The sequence below is a fragment of the Modestobacter sp. NPDC049651 genome (assembly GCF_040659695.1).
Classification (GTDB): Bacteria; Actinomycetota; Actinomycetes; order Mycobacteriales; family Geodermatophilaceae; genus Modestobacter.
Map to the genome: position 1 here is coordinate 388775 of NZ_JBFAOG010000001.1, position 21651 is coordinate 410425.

Annotated in this window: 21 protein-coding genes and 1 pseudogene; 10 read left to right on the top strand and 12 right to left on the bottom strand. The window is 74.9% G+C overall.

Annotated elements, in window-relative coordinates; translation table 11 throughout:
• Nucleotides 1-180: 180 nt before the first annotated feature.
• The gene (locus AB0J00_RS02035; protein WP_357739392.1) at nucleotides 181-465 is read left to right on the top strand and encodes a DUF2795 domain-containing protein; all 285 of its coding nucleotides are present in this window, start codon (nucleotides 181-183) and stop codon (nucleotides 463-465) included.
• Nucleotides 466-545: 80 nt separating this feature from the next.
• Nucleotides 546-764 (top strand): hypothetical protein, encoded by a 219-nt coding sequence (locus AB0J00_RS02040; RefSeq protein ID WP_357739395.1) that lies wholly within the window; start codon nucleotides 546-548, stop codon nucleotides 762-764.
• A gap of 43 nt (nucleotides 765-807) precedes the next feature.
• Here the strand turns inward: AB0J00_RS02040 and AB0J00_RS02045 are convergent, their stop codons facing one another.
• From AB0J00_RS02045 to AB0J00_RS02060, 4 genes are read right to left on the bottom strand one after another with little or no spacing between them, the layout of a single operon-like run.
• Nucleotides 808-1086, bottom strand: coding sequence for an aldo/keto reductase (locus AB0J00_RS02045; protein ID WP_357739398.1), 279 nt, complete (start codon nucleotides 1084-1086; stop codon nucleotides 808-810).
• Nucleotides 1077-1220 carry a hypothetical protein gene (locus AB0J00_RS02050; protein WP_357739401.1) on the bottom strand — a complete coding sequence of 48 codons (144 nt, stop codon included), beginning with the start codon at nucleotides 1218-1220 and terminating at the stop codon, nucleotides 1077-1079. The genes AB0J00_RS02045 and AB0J00_RS02050 overlap by 10 nt, the downstream gene beginning before the upstream one ends.
• A gap of 18 nt (nucleotides 1221-1238) precedes the next feature.
• Complete coding sequence (locus tag AB0J00_RS02055) at nucleotides 1239-1841, bottom strand: hypothetical protein (RefSeq protein WP_357739404.1); 603 nt, start codon at nucleotides 1839-1841, stop codon at nucleotides 1239-1241.
• A gap of 16 nt (nucleotides 1842-1857) precedes the next feature.
• Nucleotides 1858-3003, bottom strand: coding sequence for a zinc-dependent alcohol dehydrogenase (locus AB0J00_RS02060; protein ID WP_357739408.1), 1146 nt, complete (start codon nucleotides 3001-3003; stop codon nucleotides 1858-1860).
• 279 nt (nucleotides 3004-3282) lie between these two features.
• On the opposite strand from AB0J00_RS02060, the pseudogene fdh reads away from it, so the two are divergent.
• From fdh to nrfD, 3 genes and pseudogenes are all read left to right on the top strand, one after another.
• Nucleotides 3283-6561 (top strand): annotated as a pseudogene (gene fdh / locus AB0J00_RS02065) (formate dehydrogenase).
• Nucleotides 6558-7571 (top strand): 4Fe-4S dicluster domain-containing protein, encoded by a 1014-nt coding sequence (locus tag AB0J00_RS02070; RefSeq protein WP_357739410.1) that lies wholly within the window; start codon nucleotides 6558-6560, stop codon nucleotides 7569-7571. The pseudogene fdh and the gene AB0J00_RS02070 overlap by 4 nt, the downstream one beginning before the upstream one ends.
• A 44-nt stretch (nucleotides 7572-7615) precedes the next feature.
• Complete coding sequence (gene nrfD, locus AB0J00_RS02075; RefSeq protein WP_357739413.1) at nucleotides 7616-8539, top strand: NrfD/PsrC family molybdoenzyme membrane anchor subunit; 924 nt, start codon at nucleotides 7616-7618, stop codon at nucleotides 8537-8539.
• 9 nt (nucleotides 8540-8548) lie between these two features.
• Here the strand turns inward: nrfD and AB0J00_RS02080 are convergent, their stop codons facing one another.
• The 5 genes from AB0J00_RS02080 to AB0J00_RS02100 all read right to left on the bottom strand — a co-directional run bounded on the left by AB0J00_RS02080 (nucleotide 8549) and on the right by AB0J00_RS02100 (nucleotide 13060).
• A complete protein-coding gene (locus AB0J00_RS02080; protein WP_357739416.1) occupies nucleotides 8549-9547 on the bottom strand; it encodes a cytochrome d ubiquinol oxidase subunit II in 999 nt (332 codons plus the stop codon).
• Nucleotides 9544-10986, bottom strand: a complete 1443-nt coding sequence (locus tag AB0J00_RS02085; RefSeq protein WP_357739419.1) for a cytochrome ubiquinol oxidase subunit I — start codon at nucleotides 10984-10986, stop codon at nucleotides 9544-9546. The genes AB0J00_RS02080 and AB0J00_RS02085 overlap by 4 nt, the downstream gene beginning before the upstream one ends.
• A gap of 153 nt (nucleotides 10987-11139) precedes the next feature.
• A complete protein-coding gene (locus AB0J00_RS02090; protein WP_357739422.1) occupies nucleotides 11140-11478 on the bottom strand; it encodes a hypothetical protein in 339 nt (112 codons plus the stop codon).
• Nucleotides 11460-11972 (bottom strand): glycerophosphodiester phosphodiesterase, encoded by a 513-nt coding sequence (locus AB0J00_RS02095; RefSeq protein WP_357739424.1) that lies wholly within the window; start codon nucleotides 11970-11972, stop codon nucleotides 11460-11462. The genes AB0J00_RS02090 and AB0J00_RS02095 overlap by 19 nt, the downstream gene beginning before the upstream one ends.
• Before the next feature lie 383 nt (nucleotides 11973-12355).
• The gene (locus AB0J00_RS02100) at nucleotides 12356-13060 is read right to left on the bottom strand and encodes a Gfo/Idh/MocA family oxidoreductase (protein WP_357739427.1); all 705 of its coding nucleotides are present in this window, start codon (nucleotides 13058-13060) and stop codon (nucleotides 12356-12358) included.
• Between the two features lie 60 nt (nucleotides 13061-13120).
• On the opposite strand from AB0J00_RS02100, the gene AB0J00_RS02105 reads away from it, so the two are divergent.
• The 5 genes from AB0J00_RS02105 to AB0J00_RS02125 all read left to right on the top strand — a co-directional run bounded on the left by AB0J00_RS02105 (nucleotide 13121) and on the right by AB0J00_RS02125 (nucleotide 18936).
• Nucleotides 13121-14098, top strand: coding sequence for a glucosyl-3-phosphoglycerate synthase (locus AB0J00_RS02105; RefSeq protein ID WP_357739430.1), 978 nt, complete (start codon nucleotides 13121-13123; stop codon nucleotides 14096-14098).
• The gene (locus AB0J00_RS02110; protein WP_357739433.1) at nucleotides 14095-15279 is read left to right on the top strand and encodes a glycosyltransferase; all 1185 of its coding nucleotides are present in this window, start codon (nucleotides 14095-14097) and stop codon (nucleotides 15277-15279) included. Before AB0J00_RS02105 ends, AB0J00_RS02110 begins: the two co-directional genes overlap by 4 nt.
• A 7-nt stretch (nucleotides 15280-15286) precedes the next feature.
• Nucleotides 15287-16228: an NAD(P)-dependent oxidoreductase gene (locus AB0J00_RS02115; RefSeq protein ID WP_357739436.1), complete on the top strand. Its 942-nt coding sequence runs from the start codon at nucleotides 15287-15289 to the stop codon at nucleotides 16226-16228.
• 65 nt (nucleotides 16229-16293) lie between these two features.
• Nucleotides 16294-18018, top strand: a complete 1725-nt coding sequence (locus AB0J00_RS02120) for an MFS transporter (RefSeq protein WP_357739439.1) — start codon at nucleotides 16294-16296, stop codon at nucleotides 18016-18018.
• 174 nt (nucleotides 18019-18192) lie between these two features.
• Nucleotides 18193-18936: a type 1 glutamine amidotransferase domain-containing protein gene (locus tag AB0J00_RS02125; protein WP_357739442.1), complete on the top strand. Its 744-nt coding sequence runs from the start codon at nucleotides 18193-18195 to the stop codon at nucleotides 18934-18936.
• Nucleotides 18937-19057: 121 nt separating this feature from the next.
• Here the strand turns inward: AB0J00_RS02125 and AB0J00_RS02130 are convergent, their stop codons facing one another.
• Genes AB0J00_RS02130 through AB0J00_RS02140 form a run of 3 tightly spaced genes read right to left on the bottom strand, consistent with a single transcriptional unit; the run spans nucleotide 19058 to nucleotide 21493 of the window.
• Nucleotides 19058-19756 carry a DUF1345 domain-containing protein gene (locus tag AB0J00_RS02130; RefSeq protein ID WP_357739445.1) on the bottom strand — a complete coding sequence of 233 codons (699 nt, stop codon included), beginning with the start codon at nucleotides 19754-19756 and terminating at the stop codon, nucleotides 19058-19060.
• The gene (locus tag AB0J00_RS02135; protein ID WP_357739446.1) at nucleotides 19753-20343 is read right to left on the bottom strand and encodes a type 1 glutamine amidotransferase domain-containing protein; all 591 of its coding nucleotides are present in this window, start codon (nucleotides 20341-20343) and stop codon (nucleotides 19753-19755) included. Before AB0J00_RS02135 ends, AB0J00_RS02130 begins: the two co-directional genes overlap by 4 nt.
• Before the next feature lies 1 nt (nucleotide 20344).
• A complete protein-coding gene (locus AB0J00_RS02140; RefSeq protein WP_357739449.1) occupies nucleotides 20345-21493 on the bottom strand; it encodes a glutathione-independent formaldehyde dehydrogenase in 1149 nt (382 codons plus the stop codon).
• Nucleotides 21494-21651: the final 158 nt, after the last annotated feature.

Consider the following 21651-nt stretch of genomic DNA (forward strand, 5'->3'; position numbering starts at 1 on the left):
AGGCCTCGGCCGGGCGCACCCCGCGGCCGGAGGCGGATCGGCCGATCGACCGATGTCCTGGCGCTGCGACCGGACCTAGCGTGAGCCGCGGTCGGACGACGAGACCCTTCGACCGGCGCCGTCCGCCTGACCCCACCCACGGCCGCCGGCTCCGACGGCCGCGACCAGGAAGGAGCTCCCGTGCCCGACCCGATCACCCCTGACCAGGTCCTCCGGTACCTGGAGGACGTCGACTACCCGGCCGACAAGGAAGCCCTCGTCGCCGCCGCCGAGCGGGCCGGCGCCCCCGAGGCCGTGGTGCGCGGCCTCCGGGCCATCCCGCCCGTCGAGTACCGCAACCGCGCGGAGGTGACGCGGTCGGTGCCGGTCGACCCCGGTGCCGGCCGGTCGGCGAGCCGGGCGGCCGAGCAGGCCCGCACCCGAGCTCCCTCGGGGGTCGCCGAGCACATGCGCGAGCCCCGGTAGGAGACCAGCCGGCGGACTGCACCGGTCCGCCGGGCGTGCAGCACGACCACCCTCGTCGACAGAGCTGGACTGGAGCAGACGTGAGCGACTCAGAGCTGGAAGAAACCGGGACGGGGCCGGCCGCCAAGCGCATCGGTCAGGCCCCGACGACCACGGACGTGACCGATCCGGAGCGGTCCTCCCGGAACACCGCCGCCGGCTCGGGATCCGAGCCGGGCGAGGGCCCCGTCCAGCCGGACGCCGACGGCGGTGTGGACCCCTCGGCGAGCATCGAGCCGCACAACGAGGGACTCGTCTGACCTCCGCGGCCCTGCACCCGCCGGTTGCGGGGCCGCGCCGGTCCTACAGGACCTCGAGCGGGACCTTGCCGGTCGGCGGGGGGAAGAGCCGGCCGAGCCGGTCCAGCTCCGCCCTGGTGAAGCCGATCTCCAGCGCCGCGCGGTCCTCGGCCACGTGCGCGCGGGTCGAGGCCTTGGCGACGACGAGCACGTCGGGCAGCCGCAGCACCCACGCGAGGGCCAGCTGGGCCGCGGTGACCCCCTTCTCGACGGCCAGGTCACGGACGGCCCGGTGCTGGAGGAGCCGGCCGTGGTCGACGGGTGAGTACGCGATCAGCGGCATGCGCCGGTCGCGGCACCAGGGCACTCGTCGTCGGTGCTGCCGGGGTCCTTGCCGAGGTACCAGGTGTCCACCCCGAGAGCCGGGGCGGCGGTGCCGTCGGGAAGGGGCACGGTGCGCACCGCGGACGCGGTCACACCGGACCCCTTCCCGGCTCAGTGCAGCGGCCGGTGTCCGTCGGACCCTCCGTTCGCCAGCGCCTTCGCCACGCTCCGGGCACCGCTGTAGACGACGCCGGCCGCGGCGATCCACGGGCCGCCGACGATCACCGGGTCCAGCCACTGGTGCTTGACGTCGGTCCGGCTCTGGCCGAACCGCGACGAGATGCCGTGGTGGGTGAACTCGGCCTTGACCCCGGTCTCGGTGATCGGGTTGTCCGGGTGCAGCGTGAGGAAGGACTTCAGGTGGTGCACCCACGCGTCCACCCGGTCGGCGAAGACCAGCAGCAACCAGTGCGCCGTGCGGCCCTCGCTGTAGCGGTAGGCGTAGCGGCGGATGGCACCGGGGACGCCCGAGGGCGGCTGGGCGGTGCCGAAGACCGGGGTGAGCATCCCGTGCTCCGGCGAGCGCTCCCGCGGGTACTTCTCCGGCTGCCGCTCCGGGAACTCCCAGTGCGCTCCGGTGAAGTCCTCCTGGAACTGCAGCTTCGGCACCGACGGGCGGTCCTTGGGATCGAGGTCGACGCCCCAGCCGGGGATGCGCGCCCGCAGCTCCTCGGGCGACTCGGCGATCGGGGGCTTGTGCGGTGTGTACGTCATCGGGGTCTCCTGTCGCTCACGCGGCGGTCGGGACGACGAGGGGCTTGATGATCCCGTCGAGCTTGGCCGAGAAGATGTGGTAGCCCTCGGCGATGTCCTCCAGCGGGATGCGGTGGGTGACCAGCTCGCTGGGCTTGAGGTAGCCGTTGCGCACGTGCTCGAACAGCCGCGGCCACTGCCGCTTCACCGGGGCCTGGTTCGTGTGGATCGTCAGCCCCTTGTTCATCGCGTCGCCGAACTTGACGGCGCTGAACAGCGGGCCGTAGGCACCCATCACCGAGATGGTCGCGCCCTTGCGGACGGAGTCGATCGCCCAGTTCAGCGCCACCGGGGAGCCGCCCTGCAGCTTCAGCTTGGACGAGGTGACGTGCTGGAGGAAGTTGCCGTCGGCCTCCGCGCCCACGGCGTCGATGGCGACGTCGGCGCCGAGCCAGTCGGTCTGCTTCTTCATCTCCAGGACGATGTCGCCGTACTCGGTGAAGTTGTAGGTCTCGGCGTGGGCGAAGGTGCGCGCCTTCTCCAGCCGGTGCTCCAGGTGGTCGATGACGATGACCCGCCCGGCCCCCATCAGCCAGGCCGACTTCGCCGCGACCAGGCCCACGGGCCCGGCGCCGAATACGATGACGACGTCACCCTGGACGATGTCGCCGAGCTGCGCCCCGAAGTAGCCGGTCGCCGTGGCGTCGGTCAGCAGGACCGCGTCCTCGTCGGCCATCCAGTCCGGGATCTTCGACGGGCCGACGTCTGCGAAGGGCACCCGCACGTACTCGGCCTGGCCGCCGTCGTAGCCGCCGGTGGTGTGCGAGTAGCCGTAGATGCCGCCGACCGCGGTGGCGTTGGGGTTGGGGTTGACGTTGTGGCAGTTCGAGTACAGGCCCCGCGCGCAGTACCAGCAGGTGCCGCAGAAGATGTTGAACGGCACCATCACCCGGTCGCCCACGGCGAGGTTCCGCACCGACGAACCGACCTCGTCCACCACCCCGATGAACTCGTGGCCGAAGGTGTGGCCGATCCGGGTGTCCGGCATCATGCCGTGGTAGAGGTGCAGGTCGGAGCCGCAGATCGCGGCCAGCTGCACCCGGACGATCGCGTCGTTGGGGTGCTCGATCCCCGGCCGCTCCTTCTCCTCCGCCCTGACCTTGTAGGGACCTCGGTACACCATCGCTCGCATGGCACCGCCTCCTGGCGCGCGGGCCCCCCGGCTCCTGGGAGCCCTGAGGGGATGCCCGGTGGCCGGCCCTGCTCACCGGCTCCCCGACTCTGCGCCGGCCGTCCCGCCCCGGCCACCCGGATCCACCCGCACGGCCCCGCTCCGCCGAAAGATCGGTAGATCTGCCGATGGGGGGACGGGCACCACCCGGCTCTGATGGTCTCCGTCGCCCGCACGGCCGAGCAGGAACGGCACGGTGGCCGGGCGCGCACGACCGGGCGGGGGACGACGATGGGCGGCAACCCGCTCGAGCGGCGCGTGCGCGGGTGGCTGGCGGCCTGGCCGGTCTACCGGCAGCTGACCGGGCCCGACCGGACGGGCCGGGGCGCCGCGGCGCAGTCCCCGCGGTCCAGGGCGCTGCGCCCCCGCACCGACACCCCCGGGCCGCCCGCGAGGTCGGTCTGCCCCTACTGCGCCGTCGGCTGCGCCCAGCGCGTCCACGCCGACGCCGGGCGCGTCGTGCAGATCGAGGGCGACCCCGACTCGCCGGTCTCCCGCGGGCGGCTGTGCCCCAAGGGGTCGGCCAGCCTCCAGCTGGTCACCGGTCCGCAGCGCGAGCAGAAGGTGCGCTACCGGGCGCCCTACGCCACCGGGTGGACCGACCTGCCGTTGGACACCGCGATGGACATGGTGGCCGACCGGGTGCTCGACGCCCGGCGGCGCGGCTGGCAGGACACCGACGAGCAGGGCAACGTGCTGCGCCGCACCACGGGCCTGGCCGGGCTCGGGGGCGCGACGACCGACAACGAGGAGAACTACCTCTTCAAGAAGCTCTGGACGGCGCTGGGCGCGGTGCAGATCGAGAACCAGGCCCGCATATAGCACTCCGCCACCGTCCCCGGTCTGGGGACGTCGTTCGGCCGGGGTGGCGCCACCGACTACCTGCAGGACCTGGTCAACACCGACTTCATCCTGATCATGGGCTCGAACATGGCCGAGGCGCACCCGGTCGCGTTCCAGTGGGTGATGGAGGCCAAGAAGAACGGTGCCCGGGTGGTGCACGTCGACCCGCGGTTCACCCGCACCAGCGCGCTCGCCGACTCCTACGTCCGGATCCGCGCCGGCACCGACATCGCCTTCCTGGGCGGCGTGGTCCACCACGTGCTGAGCAACGACCTGGACTTCCGGGAGTACGTCGCGGCCTACACGAACGCGGCGTTCCTGGTGAACGAGGGGTTCGCCGACACGGAGGACCTCGACGGCCTGTTCAGCGGCTACGACCCCGCCACGGGCAGCTACGCCAGCACCACCTGGGACTACGAGGGCGCCCGCCAGCGGGCGACCGCCCCCATGGAGACCGGGATGGGCGGGCCCCCGATCGAGGGGGCGGCGGGCGGCATCGCCCAGGACCCCACGCTGGAGGACCCCCGCTGCGTCTTCCAGGTGCTCAAGCGGCACTTCTCGCGGTACACCCCGGAGATGGTCGAGCGGGTCTGCGGCGTCCCGAGGGAGGAGTTCCTGCAGGTCTGCCGGGCCTGGACGGCGAACTCCGGCCGCGAGCGCACGTCGGCGCTGGTCTACAGCGTGGGCTGGACCCAGCACACCGTCGGCGCGCAGAACATCCGCGCCGGGGCGATCGTGCAGCTGCTGCTGGGCAACATCGGCCGGCCGGGCGGTGGCATCTACGCGCTGCGCGGGCACGCCAACATCCAGGGCTCGACCGACATCCCCACGCTGTTCGACCTGCTGCCCGGCTACCTCCCCATGCCCCGCGCCGGCCAGGCCGACCTGGCCGCCTACCTCGACCGGCTGCGCGCCCGCACCCAGAAGGGGTACTGGGAGGAGGCCGACGCCTACCTCGTCTCGCTGCTGAAGGAGTACTTCGGTGAGGCGGCCACGGCGGACAACGACTTCGGCTTCGACTGGCTGCCGCGGATCGACGGCGACCACGGCACCTACCGGACGACGATGGACATGGTCGACGGACGGGTGTCCGGCTACCTCGTCATGGGGCAGAACCCCGCCGTCGGCTCGGCGAACGGGCGGCTGCAGCGGCTGGCCCTGGCGAACCTCGACTGGCTCGTCGTCCGCGACCTCACGATGATCGAGACGGCGAGCTTCTGGCAGGACGCCCCCGAGGTCGAGACCGGGGAGATCGCCCCGGAGCGGTGCCGCACCGAGGTCTTCTTCCTCCCCGCCGCGTCGCACGTGGAGAAGGCCGGCAGCTTCACCCAGACCCAGCGGATGGTGCAGTGGCGGGAGAAGGCCGCCGAGCCGGTCGGTGACCAGCGCTCGGACCTCTGGTTCTTCCACCAACTCTGGCGCCGGATCCGGGAGCGGGTGGCCGACTCGACCGACCCGCGCGACGAGCCGCTCCAGCGGCTGGCCTGGGACTACCGGACGGAGGGAACCGGGGACGACGAGGAGCCCGATCCCGAGGACGTCCTGCGGCGGATCAACGGCGTCGACCTGACCACGGGGCGGACGGTCGACGGGTTCACCGACCTGCGCGCCGACGGCACCACCGCGTGCGGCTGCTGGCAGTACTCCGGGGTCTACGCGGACGAGGTCAACCAGGCCGCCCGGCGCAAGCCCCACGACCAGCAGGGCCCGTACGACCCGGAGTGGGGCTGGACGTGGCCGGCCAACCGGCGGCTGCTGTACAACCGCGCCTCGGCCGACCTCGACGGACGGCCCTGGAGCGAGCGCAAGAAGCTGGTCTGGTGGGACCCCGACCAGGGGCGGTGGACGGGGCACGACGTCCCCGACTTCCCGCCGACCACACCGCCGGGCCACGAACCGCCGGCGGGCGCCCGCGGGCCGGCCGCCCTGCGGGGCGACGACCCGTTCATCATGCAGGCCGACGGCAAGGGCTGGCTGTTCGCACCCACGGGGGTCGTCGACGGGCCGCTGCCGACCCACTACGAGCCCCACGAGTCGCCGGTCCGGAACCCGCTCTACGGCCAGCAGGGCAACCCGACCCGCCGCGTGTACCCCCGGCCCGAGAACCCCTACGACCCGTCCCCGCCCGAGGGCGACCCCGGCGTGTTCCCGTTCGTGCTCACCGCGGCCCGGCTGACCGAGCACCACACCGCCGGCGGCATGAGCCGGCAGCTCCCCCACCTCGCGGAGCTGCAGCCGGAGCTGTTCGTCGAGGTCTCCCCGGAGCTGGCGCGGCTGCGGGGGCTGACGCACCTGTGGTGGGCCCACGTGGTCACCGCCCGGGCCGCGGTCGAGGCCCGCGTGCACGTGACCGACCGGATGGCCCCGCTGCAGCTCGACGGGCAGGTCGTGCACCAGGTGTGGCTCCCTTACCACTGGGGCCCGACCGGGCTGGTCACCGGCGACGTGGTCAACGACCTGCTCGGCATCGTCGCCGACGCCAACGTGCTCATCCAGGAGAGCAAGGTCGCCACCTGCGACGTCCTGCGCGGCCGCCGGCCGCGCGGCGCGGAGCTGACCGCGCTGCTGGCTCGGCTGCGCACCCGGGCCGGGATCACCGCCACCACCGGGACGACGCTCGTCACCGCCGGCCCCTCCCCCACCGACCCGCCCAGGGAGACGCCATGACCGATCCGGACCGGCCACCACCACCGCTGGACGTCGCCCGCAGGGCCGGCTACGACGAGCCCCCGCCGCGGGTGGGCTTCTTCACCGACACCTCGGTGTGCATCGGGTGCAAGGCCTGCGAGGTGGCCTGCAAGGAGTGGAACGCCCTGCCGGAGGACGGCCTGGACCTGCTGGGCATGTCGATGGACAACACCGGGATGCTCGGCGCGAACTCGTGGCGGCACGTCGCGTTCGTGGAGCAGCGCCGCCCGGGCACGGGAGGACCGGACGAGCAGACCGCCGCGGTCGAGCCCCGGCTGCGCGCCGCCCCCCGGGGCGGCTCCGAGCTCGGCACCACCCCGCTGCCCACCTCGCCCAAGCGCGCCGTCGCGGACCTCGGCATGCCGACCGTCGGCCGTCCCGGGGACGGCACCGGGGCGGAGACGCGGACGGACTTCCGCTGGCTGATGGAGTCCGACGTGTGCAAGCACTGCACGGAGGCCGGCTGCCTCGACGTCTGCCCCACCGGCGCCCTGTTCCGCACCGAGTTCGGCACCGTGGTCGTCCAGCAGGACATCTGCGACGGCTGCGGGTACTGCGTCAGCGGCTGCCCGTACGGCGTGATCGACCGGCGCCCGCATGACGGCCGGGCGCAGAAGTGCACGCTCTGCTACGACCGGCTGAAGGGCGGCCTGACGCCGGCCTGCGCGAAGGCCTGCCCCACCGAGTCGATCCAGTTCGGTCCGCTCGACGTGCTCCGGGAGCGCGCCGACCGGCGGCTGGCCGAGCTGCACGGGCAGGGCGTCGCGGAGGCGCAGCTGTACGGCCGCGACCCGGACGACGGCGTCGGCGGCCACGGCTCGATGTTCCTGCTGCTCGACCGGCCGGAGGTGTACGGGCTGCCGCCGGCGCCGGTGGTGCCCACCCGCTCGGCGCCGCAGATCTGGCGTCGGGTCGGTGCGGCGGCCGCCGCGTTCGCCCTGGCCGGCATCGGTGCGTTCGTCTCCTCCGCGTTCGGTGACGACCGGTGACCGGGCCGGCGCACCCCGACCCTCCCTCGTACTACGGACGGCCGGTGCTGAAGGCGCCGGTGTGGGAGTGGAAGATCGCCGCCTACCTGTTCACCGGGGGGCTCGCCGCGGGCACGGCCGTGCTCGCCGCGGGCGCGGACCTGACCCGCGCCCCGCACCTGCGCCGGTCCTGCTGGCTCGGCTCGTTCGGCGCCCTGCTGGCCAGCGTCGTGCTGCTCGTCGGGGACCTCGGCCGACCGGAGCGCTTCCACCACATGCTGCGGGTGGCCAAGCCGACGTCGCCGATGAGCGTCGGGACCTGGCTCCTGAGCGCCTTCGGCCCCGGCGTCGGCGCGGCGGCGGTGTCGGAGCTGGTGCCGGCGCGCTGGCGGTCGACGTGGCCGGCGCGGCTGCTCCGCGGCCTGGCCCGCGCGCTCGGCCTGGCGTCGGCCGCCACCGCCCCCGGCGTCGGGACCTACACCGCTGCCCTGCTCTCCCAGACGGCGGTCCCGGGCTGGGCTGAGGTCCGGGAGGAGCTGCCGTTCGTGTTCGCCGGCTCGGCGGCGGCCGCCAGCGGCGGCTTCGGCATGCTGACCGCCCCGCCGGCCGAGGCGCGGCCGGCCCGGGTCTTCGCGGCGGTCGGGGCGTCCGGTGAGCTGCTGGCGTCCCGGCTGATGGAGCACCGGATGGGGCTGGTCCGGGAGGTCTACGAGCACGGCCCCGTGGCGCGCCGCCGGCGCGCGTCCGAGGTGCTGACCGCCGCGGGGCTGGCCGGCACCGTCCTCCTCGCCCGGCGCAGCCGGGCCGGCGCGGCCGCCTCCGGGATCGCCCTGCTGACCGGCAGCGCGCTGCAGCGGTTCGGGGTCTTCGAGGCGGGCGTCGAGTCCACCAGGGACCCCCGGTACACGGTGGTGCCGCAGCGCGAGCGCCTGGACGCCGCCGCGCGCGGGACCCTCGACGGGCACCAGGGCGGCCGCCCGGGGCGCTGAGCGGCCGGGTCAGTGCGAGGCGTCCAGGCCGCCGCGCTGCGCCAGCACGAACAGCAAGGCCGTGGCGGGCACCACGACGGCCAAGGCGACCGCCGCGACGACGGTGAGCGCCCAGAGGGTCGGCTCGGGCGCGGCTGCCGCGGCGATGGTGGTGTGCGTGCCGAGCAGGTACGGGTACTGGGCGACCCCCCACCCGGCGACCACCGCCGCGACGGCGCCCACCGCCAGCGCCTGCAGGAGCCGGGGGGCGGCCCGGCGCAGCACGAGGAGCGCGGCCAGGCCGCACGCGCCCGAGAGCACGACCAGCGGCAGGCCGCGGGACAGCAGGCCGTCGAGGAGCCGGGGTGCGTCGGCCCGCAGGACGAACAGGCCGGCCAGCGCGACCGCCCCGGTGACGGCCGCCGTGGCCAACGACCGCCGGCGGAACCAGACCTCCAGCTCCGCGTCGCCGTGCCGCCGGGCCTCGGCGGTCAGGAACACGGCCGCGGTGTAGGCGCAGACGAGTACGGCCAGCACGCCGCCGAGCACCGAGGTCGGGTTCCACCAGCTGGTGAGCGGGTCGCCCCGGCCGCCGGGCGGGACCCGCCCGGACGCGATCCCCCCGGCCACCGCGCCCAGGAAGTACGGGACCAGCACCGAGGAGAGGGCGAAGGCCGCGCCCGTGACCCGTTGCTGGTCGGTGCGCACCATGACCTTGCGGAAGGCGAAGCCCGAGCCGCGCAGGACGATGCCCAGCGCGGCCAGGCCGAGCGGGACGTGCAGCGTGGTCATGATCGCGGCGAAGGCCGTGGGGAACCCGGTCCAGAGCATGACCAGGCAGAAGATGAGCCAGACGTGGTTGGCCTCCCAGACCGGGGCCAGCGTCTCGTCGACCAGGTGCCGGGGGCGCCGACCGCGCCGTGCCCCACCGGCGGTGAGGTCCCAGAAGCCGGCGCCGTAGTCGGCTCCGCCCAGGACGGCGTAGGCGATCACCCCGGTGAACAGGACGACGGCGGCGAGGGTGCTCATGCCGGGGCGTCGGTTCGCGCCCGCGACGGCCCGTACGGCACGTCGCCCTCTCCGCCGGGGGCGTCCTCCCCCGTCGTGTCGCTGCCCTCGCGCCACCTGCGGCGGAGGAGCCGGAGGACGAAGAAGGTGCCCACCCCCAGGGCCGCGTACAGCGCGACGGTGGCGCCGTAGAACAGCCACACGTTGCCGCTGGTCGTCACGGCCTCGGCCGTGCGCAGGTGGCCGACGACGATCCACGGCTGCCGGCCCACCTCGGTGACGACCCAGCCGGCCTCCAGGGCGATGACCGCCAGGACGCCGCTGACGGCGACGCAGCGCAGGAACCAGGGGTTGTCCGGGACCCGGTCCGGCTGCCGGCGCCGGCGCCACCACAGCCAGGCGTACCAGGCCGACAGCGCCAGCAGCGCCGTCCCGATGCCCACCATGACCTGGAACGCGATGTGCACGGTGTTCACCAGCCGGTCGGCCGGCCGGTACTCCGCCGGGATGGCGTCCAGCCCCTGGATCTCGGTGTCCGGATCGAGGCCCGCCAGCAGGGAGGCCCCCAGCGGGACCTCGAGGCCGTAGCGCAGCTCCCCGTCGACGAGCACCCCGCCGAGCACCTCGGGCACCCGGGTGTCGGTCTCGGTCAGCGCCTCGATCATGGCGAACTTCGCCGGCTCCTGCTGGAACACCTCCCGGGCCGCGACGTCGCCGACCACCACCTGGACCGGGGTGGCGATCGCGGCGACGGTGAGCGGGATGACCAGGCCCAGGCGGTGCAGCCGGTCGCGCCGTCCGCGCAGCATGCCGACCGCGTAGACCCCGGCGATGGTGAAGCCGGCGACCATGTAGGCGGCGAGCAGCATGTGCACGGCCTCGTAGCCGAAGGCGTCGGTGAAGAGGACGTCGAGCGGGCGGACGTCGACCACCCGGCCGTCGGCGTCCAGCGTGAACCCGGCCGGCCGGTTCATCCACGCGTTGGCCGCGACCACGGACGACGTGCCGCCGATCCCGGACAGGACCACGGGGACGCCGGTCCAGAAGTGCGGCCAGGGACGCATCCTGCGCCAGCCGTAGATGTAGATGGCCACGAAGATCGCCTCGAGGAAGAAGAACAGGCCCTCGACGGCGAAGGGGATGCCGAAGGCGGCACCGAACCGGCCCATGAGCCCGGGCCACAGCAGACCGAGCTCGAAGGACAGCACCGTGCCGGAGACCGCCCCCACCGCGAAGAGGACCCCGGCGACCTGCGACCACCGCCGCGCGAGCACCAGCGCCTGCTCGTCGTCCCGCCGGAGCCCGCGCCAGTTGGCGATCAGCATCATCGCGGTGAAGGCGACGCCGAAGGGCACCAGGACGATGTGGAAGCCGAGGGTGAACGCCATCATCTGGCGCGCCGGGAGGAGCTGCTCGGGGTCGGCCGCCAGCACGCCGACGACCTGCGTCGCACCCGTCATGCCTCGCCTCTCCTGGCCGGGCCCGCCGTGGCCGGGCCCGGGAACGGGCGGCGGTCCCAGGGGCGGCGTGGACGCCTGCACGGTGTCCGCATCAGGGTGGGCCTCGGCCGCCCGCGGCACACTCGGCAGATCGACCGATTCCGGTGCGGCGGATCAGGCCTGCGCCGGCGCGGCGGAGCTGGTCCCCGGCCCGGAGGACGGGCCCAGCGCGGCCAGCGCCTCCGGCAGGTCGTCGACGACGACGGCGTCAGTGCCCGCGGCCACCAGCAGGCGGGCCGAGGCGATCTGCGGGCACCAGACCAGCAGCTGCCGGCCGCAGCGGTGGAGCAGCGACAGCAGACGTGCCAGGACACCCTGGTCGATCTGGCCGGCGGCCTGCCCCTCGCAGAGCGAGCCGACGTGCAGCGCCAGCACCTCGACGTCCATGTGGACGCAGGCCGCCACGGCCATCTCCAGGGGGAACCGGTGCCAGGTCAGCAGGCCGAGCGGCACCCGCGGTGCCGACGCCCGCAGGAGCCCGAGGGCCGACGGGTCGACGGGTCGAACGAGGAGACCATCAGCGGCCGTCGGACGGCCTCCGCCGCCACCACCGGCGCCAGGAGGCCCGCGGTGGTCCGCCCGGGCGACCGCAGGCAGTCGTCCATCGACGACTTGAGGTCGACGTTCACCCCCACCTGGAGGGGGAGCTCGTCCAGGAGCGTGCTCAGGCGCAGGACCCCGCGGCGGTCCGCCTCCGCCCCCGTGAGGTCGGCCAGCGGGGAGCCGTCGGGGTGCGCGGCGTCGTGGGCCACCACCAGGACATCGTCGCGCAGACGCCGGACGTCGGCCTCCACCCACTGCGCCCCGCGGCCCGCGGCGGCCACGAACGAGCTGAGGGTGTTCTGGGGGTGCCCGGCGACGACGCCGCAGCCGAGTCCGCGGTGCCCGATGACCGCCGGTCCCTCCCCGAACACGTCCGGGCGCACGCCCGCCCCGGCTGCCGTCATCACCGCATCACCTCGTCCCGGTGGTCGCTGTCGTGCCGACCTGCGGGGCATCGCCCTGCGCGTCCGGCCGGGCGCCCGGCCTCCATGCTGCCCGGGCCGGTGCCCGGACGCCGTCGGCAGAACGGCCGATCTCCGGTCGGGGAGTGGCCGACCCGGCACATCGGTCGTCCTGCCGATCGACGGTGGCGGTCCCACCCCTGTGCCATGGACGCGCGGAGCGCGCCGACGCGCAGGGACGCGTGTCCCCCGGGCGGGCACGGGAGGGGTGACTGGATGACTCCCTCACGGTTCCGGCACGCTCAGTGCTGCGGTGATCACGTGCCGACGCCGCGCGCTGATGTCGGCGAGCAGACCGGGCGCCTCGGCGAAGGGTACGACGACGGTCAGCAGCGTTGTCCTGATCCTCTCGCCATGGACGTCGAGCATCTGGGCGCAGCGCAGCGACAGCCCGTTGTGACGCCGTCGGCGACGACCTCCAGGCCGGCGGCCGCCAGTGCGGGCAGGACGCAGGAGACGCTGACCGTCCCGACGGCGCCGGACTCCAGGCGCAGCACCGCGGCACCGGCGTCCGGCACGTGGGTCGCCTGCTCGACGACCTGGCCGCCGGACCGGTCTCGGCGACTCCACCAGGCGGGCGGGGGTGTGGCGCCCCACCAGCGCGCGGCCACGAGGCGGACGGCAGCTCCGGCCAGCGGCGCGCGGGCCCGCTCGACGGTGTCCAGGTGCCGCCAGTGGTACCCCGTCGCCGTCGGCAGCACCGCGGCGGAGACCGCGGCGGCCACGCGCTCGGCCACGGCCAGGTCGGCCGCCAGGGGCTGCTCCACGAGGAGGGGCAGGCCGGCGCGCACGATCGACAGCTCCAGCTCCCCGTGCGCGAACGGCGGCACGCAGACCCAGACGGCGTCCAGCCCCAGGGCGAGGAGGGCGGGGACGTCGGGGACGTGCCAGGCACCCACCGCCCCGGCCAGCGCCTGGGCGGACCGCGCCACGGGGTCGCAGACCGCGACCAGGTCGACGTGCCGATCCTGCCCCCGTGGACCGCCTCCCGGGTGGCCCGCCGTCCCGCCGGGACGGGCGGGCCGCGCCATCCCGGCGCGCCACCGGGACCCGGTGTCGCGCCGGTCTTCACCGGACGGGAAGGACACGACATGCGCACGGACGTCTCCAGGTGGCTCGCCCGCCGGACCTACACCGCCACGGACTACCGGGCGACCGAGCTGGCAGCCGCCAAGCGGGCGCAGGGCCGCACGGTCAGCGTCGTGCTCCCCGCGCTGGACGAGGAACGCACGGTCGGCGCCATCGTCGCGGCGATCCGCGGCGAGCTCGTGGAGCGGCACGCGCTCGTGGACGAGCTGCTCGTGGTCGACAGCGGCTCGACGGACCGGACGGCGGCCACCGCAGCGCGGGCCGGCGCCCGGGTGGTGCGGGCCGACGACGCGCTGCCCGAGCACGGCCACGTGGCCGGCAAGGGCGAGGCGCTGTGGAAGTCGCTGCACGTCACCGACGGCGACCTGGTCGTCTTCATCGACTCCGACCTCATCTGCTTCGACCCGCAGTTCGTGGTCGGGTTGCTGGGCCCGCTGCTCACCGACACCACCGTCGGCTACGTCAAGGGGCTCTACGACCGGCCGCTGTCCACCACCGAGGGGCTGGTGCCCAGCGGCGGCGGTCGGGTGACCGAGCTGACCGCCCGACCTCTGCTGGGCGCGCTGTGGCCGGAGCTGTCCGGCTTCGTGCAACCGCTGTCGGGTGAGTACGCGGGCCGGCGCGAGCTGCTGGAGCAGGTCCCGTTCGTCTCGCACTACGGCGTGGAGCTCGGGCTGCTCATCGACCTCGCAGAGCTCGCCGGGGTGGACGCGCTGGCACAGGTCGACCTCGGGACGCGGCAGCACTCCCACCAGCCCGACGCCGCGCTGGGGCGGATGGCGGGGCAGATCCTGCAGACCGCCCTGGCCCGCTGCCCCGGCATCGGAGTGCCCAGCGACCAGCTGGTCCAGTACGTCCGGACCGGTGGCGGCGTCGAGGCGGTGACCTGGGACGTCGGCGTGGTCGAGCGCCCACCGATGCGGACGGTGCCCGCCTACGCCGCCCGCCGGGCGGCCGGTGCGCCGGGCTGGCCGGCGTGAAGGTCCTCATGGACGCCGGCCCGTGGCTGGCGGTCCCGCCCCGGGGCTACGGCGGCCTGGAGAACGTCGTCGCCACGTTGACCACGGAGCTCCGCCGTCGCGGCCACCGCGTCGTCCTGGCGACGGTGGGCGAGAGCGAGCAGGACGCCGACGGCCGGGTGTGGGCCTTCCTCCGGGGGCAGTTCAGCCGACTGGCGGCGCCGTACCCGGCGGTGGTCGGGACCGCGCACGCCCACGCGCAGGTCGCGGTGGAGGAGATCGGCCGGCACGCCGCGGCAGGTGAGCCGTTCGACCTGGTGCACACGCACCTGGAGGTGGTCGGCCCCGCGGTGCTGGGTGCGCTCGGCGCGACGGCCCCGCCGGTGCTGCACACGCTGCACTGGGACCTGCGCCGCAACGCCGACTTCTACGCGTCCTTCGACGGCCGGGGGCGGGTCTTCTTCGCCGGGGTCTCCGACTCCCAGCTCGCCCGGGGGCCGGCCGCGCTGCGCCGGCAGACCCTCGGCTCGGTGCCGCTCGCCGTCCCGATCCCCGAGGGCGGGCCGGCGGCGCCGCAGGAGCGGACGGACGCGGTGCTGGTCCTCTCCCGGCTGTGCGAGCTCAAGGGCATCGACATCGCGGTGCGCGCCTGCCGGGCGGCGGGGGTGCCGCTGGTGCTGGCTGGGCCGGTCGGGGGCCTGCCCGACCGCGCGGCCCTGGACGCCGCGCTCGCCGACCCGACGAGCCCGGTGCGCAACTACCCCGACGTCCGCTGGTTCCTCGACCGCGTCGCGCCACTCCTCGACGGCGACCGGGTCCGCTGGATCGGCAGCGTGGCCGGCGCCCAGAAGGCCGACCTGCTCCGGCGGTCCCGGGCGGTGCTCTTCCCCATCCGCTGGGAGGAGCCCGGCGGCACCGCGGTCTGCGAGGCGCTGGCCGCCGGCACCCCGGTCGTGGCCATGGCCCGGGGGTGCCTCCCCTCGCTGGTCGAGCCCAAGGTCACCGGGTACCTGGCCGAGGACGAGGCGGACTTCGCCGCGGCCCTGGGCCGGCTGGACGAGCTGGACCCGGAGGCCTGCCGGGCCACGGCCGTCAGCCGGTTCAGCCCGGAGGTCATGGCCCGCGGCTACGAACGGCTCTACGCCGAGCTCCTCGCCCGGACGGCGGCGGGCCCCCACCGGGACGGACGGGTGGGGCGGTGACCCGGCCGTGCGCGTCCTGGTGACCGGCGCCCGCGGCAAGCTGGGCGCGGCGACCCTGGACACCCTCCTCCGGGCGGGGCACGAGGTGACGGCCGTCGACCGGCTGCCCCCGGTGTACGAGCGGGCGGGGCCGGTCCGCTACATCCAGGCCGACCTGACCGATGCTGGGCACGCGGCGGCCGTCGTGCCCGGCCACGACGCCGTCGTGCACGCGGCCGGGATCCCCAGCCCGGTGAAGAACCCGCCGCACGAGATCCTCCGGACCAACCTGCTGGCGACCAGCGCCACGCTGGAAGCCGCCGAGCGGTCCGGCGTGCGGCGCTTCGTGCACATCTCGAGCGAGACCGTGCCGGGTTTCTCGTACCCGAAGCGCTACTTCCACGCCGAGTACGCACCCGTCGACGAGCTGCACCCGGTGGCACCGCAGGACACCTACGCGCTGTCGAAGTGGTTCGGCGAACTGCTCATGGACGCCGCTGTCGCCCGGTCGGACATCACTGCGGTGTCGATCCGGCCGACCTGGGTCCAGTGGGAGGGCAACGTCGAGCGCAACATCGGCCCCATCGTGCGGGCCCGCGGCGAGGACACCAGCGCCTCGTTCTGGTCCTACGTCGTCGTCGACGACCTGGCCGAGCTCCTGCTCGCCGCCGTGACGGCCTGCACCGGCGGCCACGAGGTCGTCTACGCCGCCGCCGCGGACAACGCCAACGGCCTGCCGCTGCACGATCTGGTCCGGCGGCACTTCGGCGACGCCGTGCGGCTGCGGCCGGTGCCGAGGCCCGACGCGTCGGGCATCTCGTGCGTCAAGGCCGACAAGCTGCTGGGCTGGGCTCCCTTGCGCAGCTGGCGGGACCTGCTCGACGCCGAGGGGCACCTGCTCCCCGTGGTCCGGGACCGCCTGGCCGCCGGCGAGACCGCGGTCCAGCGCGGGCTCGCCGCGATCAGCTGAGCCGGCGACCGGGGCCGCGGCTCCCGCCGAGGCGTGGGCCGGGAGATGCCGGGTACCGCCCCGGCATGGTCGACGCCGTCGACGTCCACCCGGTCACCCCCGCTCGCGAATCCGCCGGGGCGACCGTGCCGTCGGCCTGGTCGCCGCTGCGGCACACGTGGTTCCGCGCGGTGTGGATCGCCCAGTTCGTCGCCAACACCGGCACCTGGGCCCAGACCGTCGGAGCCCAGTGGCTGATGGGCGACCTGGGCGGCAGGGCGCTGCAGATCGCCCTCGTGCAGACCGCTGCGACGCTGCCGGTCTTCCTCCTCGTCATCCCGGCCGGCGCGCTCGGGGACGTCCTGGACCGGCGGCGGCTGCTGCTGGTCAGCCAGACGCTGATGCTGCTGGCCTCGGCGGGACTGGCGGTGCTGACGGCGGCGGGCGGCGTGACGCCGGGCCGGCTGCTCGGCCTCACCGCGGCGCTGGCGGTCGGGCAGGCCCTCGCCGCCCCCTGCTTCCAGGCGGTCCAACCCGAGCTGGTCCCCCGGGAGGAGCTCCCGCTCGCGGCGCTGCTCAACGGTGCGAACGCCAACGTCGCCCGCGCCGTCGGGCCGGCCGTCGGCGGGCTGCTGGTGGCCGGGGCCGGCCCGGCTGCCGCGTTCGCGCTGAACTCGGCGTCCTTCCTCGGTGTGCTGGGCGTGCTGTACCGGTGGCCGCGGCCGGCGACCCGGCGGCCGCTGGGCGCCGAGCCGATCGGCCAGGCCATCCGGGCGGGGCTGCGGTACGTCCGCAGTGCGCCCGCGTTCAGCAGCGTGCTCGCCCGGTCGGCCCTGTTCATGGTGTTCGCGAGCGCGCTGTGGGCGCTGCTGCCGGCCGTGGCCCGCGGGCCCCTCGGCGCCGGGCCGAACGGGTACGGGGGCTTGCTGGTCGCGGTCGGGGCGGGCGCGGTCCTCGGGACCGCGGTGCTGCCGCGGCTGCGCGCCCGGCGCGGCGCGGGGGTGGTCGTGACCGCCGCGATGCTGGCCTACGCGGCGGCCGTGGCGGTGGTCGGCCTGCACCCGTCCCCCGTCCTGGTCGTGGCCGCCCTCGTGCTGGCGGGCCTCAGCTGGATCGCCGTCCAGTCCACGCTCAACGCGACCGCCCAGCTGCTCCTCCCCGGCTGGGCCCGCGCCCGGGCGCTGGCCTGGTTCCAGCTCGTGTTCATGGGCGGTCAGGCGCTCGGGGCGGTGGCGTGGGGGGCGGTCGCGGACGCCCTCGGGCTGACCCCGGCGTTCCTGCTGCCGGCAGGTGGGCTCGTGCTCGCCGCCCTCGTGGGGCTGCTCCTGGTCCCGCTGCAGTCGGGCCAGGACGTGCGCCACACCGAGCTCCCGTGGCCGCGACCGCCGACCCTGGACCGGGACCCGGACGCCGGACCGGTGCTGGTCACCGTGCGGTGGCGGGTGCGCGCCCCCGACGTCCCCGACTTCCTGGACGTGATGCGGGAGCTCGCGCGGGCCCGGCGCCGGACCGGCGCCTCCCTGTGGGGCGTGTTCCAGGACGCCGAGGACCCCGGGTCGTTCCTGGAGACGTTCACGGTCAGCACGTGGCGGGAGCACCTGCGGCAGCACGTCGAACGGGGCACGGTCGCCGACGCCGCCCTGGAGGAACGGGCCCGTGCGCTGCTGGCCGGGGCGGGCCCGGTCGTGGAGCACCTCGTCTGGGCCTACGCCGTGCCGGCAGCGCGGGCCGACACCGAGCCGGACGTCGTCCCGAACGCGCTCCCGGAGCCGACTCCGGCGGCCGCCCCCGCCGCGGCGGACCCGCCGTGAGACCGGTCGGCCGGCGACCGGGAACCACCGGCGCCGTTCGCCCGCGGAGGTGTCCGGTGACCGCCTGGGGGTACCCCCTCACCGCCGAGCAGCCGGCCAGCTCAGTGCTACTCGTGGAGTGCCACGACCGAGGCTCCCGGGTGCCGGGACCTCCCCGAGCGACAGGGGGACCTCATGCCCACCAGACGGCGGCTCGAGGGCCGCAGGATCGCCGCGCTGGCGGCCGACGGCTTCGAGAAGGTCGAGCTGGTCGTGCCGATGCGGGCCCTGAGGGCGGCCGGCGCCACGGTCGACGTCGTCTCCCTCCGGCGCGGGCGGATCCGCGGGGTGAACCTGCACGTGCCGGCGAGCCGGGTCCGCGTGCGCAGGACGGTCGAGCAGGCCGACCCCGGCGACTACGACGGTCTGCTGCTGCCCGGCGGGTTCATCAACCCCGACCTCCTCCGGCAGTCCGCCCCGGCCCGGGAGTTCGTCCGCGCGTTCGCCGACCGGGGCACGCCGATCGCCACCCTCTGCCACGGCCCCTGGGTGCTCGCCTCGGCGGGACTCCTGGACGGACGGACCCTCACCTCCTGGCCCGGGATCCGCGACGACCTGGTGAACGCCGGCGCCACCTGGCTGGACCAGGAACTCGTCCGGGACCGGAACCTGACCACGAGCCGGGGGCCGCAGGACATGGCCGCCTTCGTCCCCGGCATGCTCGACGCCTTCGCGGCGGCCGCACCGGCGCCGGCAGCGCCACGCCGGGAGTCCGATCGGCAGCTCGACGCACCCGTCGGCTGGGCGCTCGCCGCGTTGCGGTGGTCCCCCAAGCCGTCGGCCGTCGCCGCACTGTCCGTCGGCCTGGGTGCCGCCGCCGCGGTGCGGGCCCCGGCTGCGCGGAGCTGGTGGGCCCGGGCGGCAGGCCGGGCCCGGTGATCGCGGCGGCTGCCGCGCACGCCGGGTGGCGAGGACGGGGGGCCGCCGCTGCTCCCCCAGGAGTTGCGGACATCGGGGACCCCCTCCCCCTCCGTCCCGGTGCGGGAGGTGGCCCGGCCGCTCAGAGGTTGGTCAGCAGGCTGACGGCGACCGCCAGCAGCACGGTGCCGAACAGGTACGACAGCAGCGCGTGCCCGAGGCCGACCCGGCGGATCCGCGTGCTCGCCAGCGTGGTGTCGGACACCGCGAACGACATGCCGACCGTGAAGGCCAGGTAGGCGAAGTCGCTGTAGGCAGGGCGCTCGTCCCCCTCGAAGGCGATGCCGCCGTCCCCGCCCTCGTAGTAGAGCCGCGCGTACTTGAGCGCGAACACCGTGTTGACCAGCGCCCAGGAGAGGATCGTGTCGACGACGGCGAGGATGACCGCGGCGACCGCGACGGCGTCCTGACGGCTCGCGCTGAGCACGCCGTCGAACACCACCGCCAGGCTCGCGACGGCGGCGACCAGGACCGCGGCGTCGGTGGCGCGGGTGCGCCCCTCGTCCTCCGCCAGGCGCTTGGTGCCCCGGTGGTCCTGGGGCCAGCTGATCCGCCAGACCCACACCAGGACGCCCGAGGCGGCCACGGCCCACCCGACGAGCACGCCCAGGTGCGGCGGCCCGAGCAGCGCCACGGCGATCGCCGCCACGGCTCCCGCGGCCAGGGACACGACCAGGCGGCGCCACGAGATGATCGTGCGTTCCCGGCCCGCGTCCGCCTCGTGCCCGGCACCCACCGCGGTACCGCCCCGCGGTGGGTGCCGGCGAACCGGGTCGCTCACGAGGGAGCGGGACGCGCGGCGGTCGGGGCCGCGGCCCCGACCCCGGCCCCGGCGAACTCCTGGACGATGCGCGCGCAGAAGGCGGGCAGGTCGTCGGGAGACCGGCTGGTGGTGATGTTGCCGTCGGTGACGACCTCCTCGTCGACCACCTCCGCGCCGGCGTTGCGCAGGTCGGTGCGGATGCTCGGGAACGAGGTCAGCCGGCGGCCGCGCGCGACGTCGGCCTCGACGAGGTTCCACGGTCCGTGGCAGATCGAGGCCACCGGCTTGCCCGACCGGACGAAGTCGCGGACGAACTGCACCGCGGTCGGTTCCATCCGCAGCTTGTCCGGGTTCACCGTCCCCCCGGGCAGCAGCAGCGCGTCGTACTCGTCGACCGACGCAGCGCCGACCAGCCGGTCGACGCCGAACGTGCCGGCGTCCTCGAGGTCCTGGTTGCGCGCCAGGATCTCCCCGCTGGTGATCGAGACGACGTCGGTGCGGGCACCGGCGTCCTCCAGGGCCCGGCGCGGCGTCTCCAGCTCCACCCGCTCCACGCCGTCGGCGGCCAGGATCGCGACCCGCCGTCCGTTCAGCTCCCCGGCCACCTCACGCCCCCGCCGGGTGCAGGACGACCTTGGTCCAGCCCTCGTCGCGCTTGTCGAAGTGCTCGTAGGCCTCCGGGGCCCGGTCCAGCGGCAGCTCGTGGCTGACGATGAACGACGGCTCGGCCTTGCCCCCGGCGATGAGGTCGCGCAGCTGCCGGTTGTACTTCTTGACCGGCGCCTGGCCGCTGCCGATGTGCTGGCCCTTGAACCAGAACATGCCGTAGTCGAAGGCGAGCTTCCCCTGCTTCGCCAGCTCGTCGGCGCCCCCGGGGTCCTGCGGCACGAAGACGCCGACGTTGCCGATCTTCCCGGTGAAGCGCACCGAGGCGACCAGCCGGTTCATCGTCAGGTTCGCCTGCTCCTGCCCGTCCGGCTCGTGCGCCTGGTAGCCGACGCACTCGCAGCCGTTGTCCGCGCCCAGGCCCATCGTCTGGTCGAGGACGGCCTGCACCGGGTCGACCTCCGAGTCGTCGATCGCGATCGCGCCGATCGACTCGGCCAGCCGCAACCGGTCGGGGTGCCGGTCGACGACCATCACCTTGCTGGCCCCGCGGATGGTGGCCGAGAGGGCGGCCATCAGCCCGACCGGACCGGCGCCGTAGATGACCGTCTGGTCACCGGGCTTCACGCCGGCCAGCTCGGTGGCGTGGTAGCCGGTCGGGAAGATGTCGGCGAGCATCACGTAGTCGGTCTGGCGTTCCTCGGCGTCCTCACCCAGCCGCAGGCAGTTGAAGTCCCCCCACGGCACCCGCAGCAGCTCGGCCTGCCCGCCGGCCCAGGGGCCCATGTCGGCGAAGCCGTGGGCCGCGCCGGCCCACTCCTTCTTCGGTTGCGCCGTGAGGCAGTAGTTCGTGAGCTGCTGCTCGCAGTTCTTGCAGTGCCCGCAGGCGATGTTGAACGGCAGGACGACGTACTCCCCCACCTGGACCTTGTCCACGCCGTCGCCGACCTCGACCACCTGGCCCAGGTTCTCGTGACCGAACCAGCGCCCCGTCTCGAAGTCGGTGCGGCCCTCGTACATGTGCAGGTCCGAACCGCAGATGTTCGCCGAGGTGATCCGCACCAGCACGTCGGTCGGCCGTTCGATGCGGGCATCCGGTACGTCCTTCACGCTGACCTGCCGCGGGCCCTCGTAGACCACTGCCTTCACGGTGCCTCCTCGTTCGTCTCCGCCACGGGGTGGCCCGGATGTCGGCGGACGACGCCGGGCGCTCGTCCATCCGACGCCGGGCGGGGAGGCCGCGGTATCGGCAGACATGCCCATCCCGGACGGCCGCCGTGCGGATCGGTCGCCCTGCCGATGTCGGG

What these genes read in the sequence shown, in the direction of transcription:
- AB0J00_RS02060 (WP_357739408.1), bottom strand. Translation starts at nt 3,003, where the DNA reads ATGGTGTACCGAGGTCCCTACAAGGTCAGGGCGGAGGAGAAGGAGCGG.
- AB0J00_RS02105 (WP_357739430.1), top strand. Translation starts at nt 13,121, where the DNA reads ATGCGCACGGACGTCTCCAGGTGGCTCGCCCGCCGGACCTACACCGCC.
- AB0J00_RS02095 (WP_357739424.1), bottom strand. Translation starts at nt 11,972, where the DNA reads ATGACGGCAGCCGGGGCGGGCGTGCGCCCGGACGTGTTCGGGGAGGGA.
- AB0J00_RS02055 (WP_357739404.1), bottom strand. Translation starts at nt 1,841, where the DNA reads ATGACGTACACACCGCACAAGCCCCCGATCGCCGAGTCGCCCGAGGAG.
- AB0J00_RS02070 (WP_357739410.1), top strand. Translation starts at nt 6,558, where the DNA reads ATGACCGATCCGGACCGGCCACCACCACCGCTGGACGTCGCCCGCAGG.
- AB0J00_RS02045 (WP_357739398.1), bottom strand. Translation starts at nt 1,086, where the DNA reads ATGCCGCTGATCGCGTACTCACCCGTCGACCACGGCCGGCTCCTCCAG.
- AB0J00_RS02085 (WP_357739419.1), bottom strand. Translation starts at nt 10,986, where the DNA reads ATGACGGGTGCGACGCAGGTCGTCGGCGTGCTGGCGGCCGACCCCGAG.
- AB0J00_RS02100 (WP_357739427.1), bottom strand. Translation starts at nt 13,060, where the DNA reads ATGGCGCGGCCCGCCCGTCCCGGCGGGACGGCGGGCCACCCGGGAGGC.
- AB0J00_RS02080 (WP_357739416.1), bottom strand. Translation starts at nt 9,547, where the DNA reads ATGAGCACCCTCGCCGCCGTCGTCCTGTTCACCGGGGTGATCGCCTAC.
- AB0J00_RS02125 (WP_357739442.1), top strand. Translation starts at nt 18,193, where the DNA reads ATGCCCACCAGACGGCGGCTCGAGGGCCGCAGGATCGCCGCGCTGGCG.
- AB0J00_RS02120 (WP_357739439.1), top strand. Translation starts at nt 16,294, where the DNA reads ATGGTCGACGCCGTCGACGTCCACCCGGTCACCCCCGCTCGCGAATCC.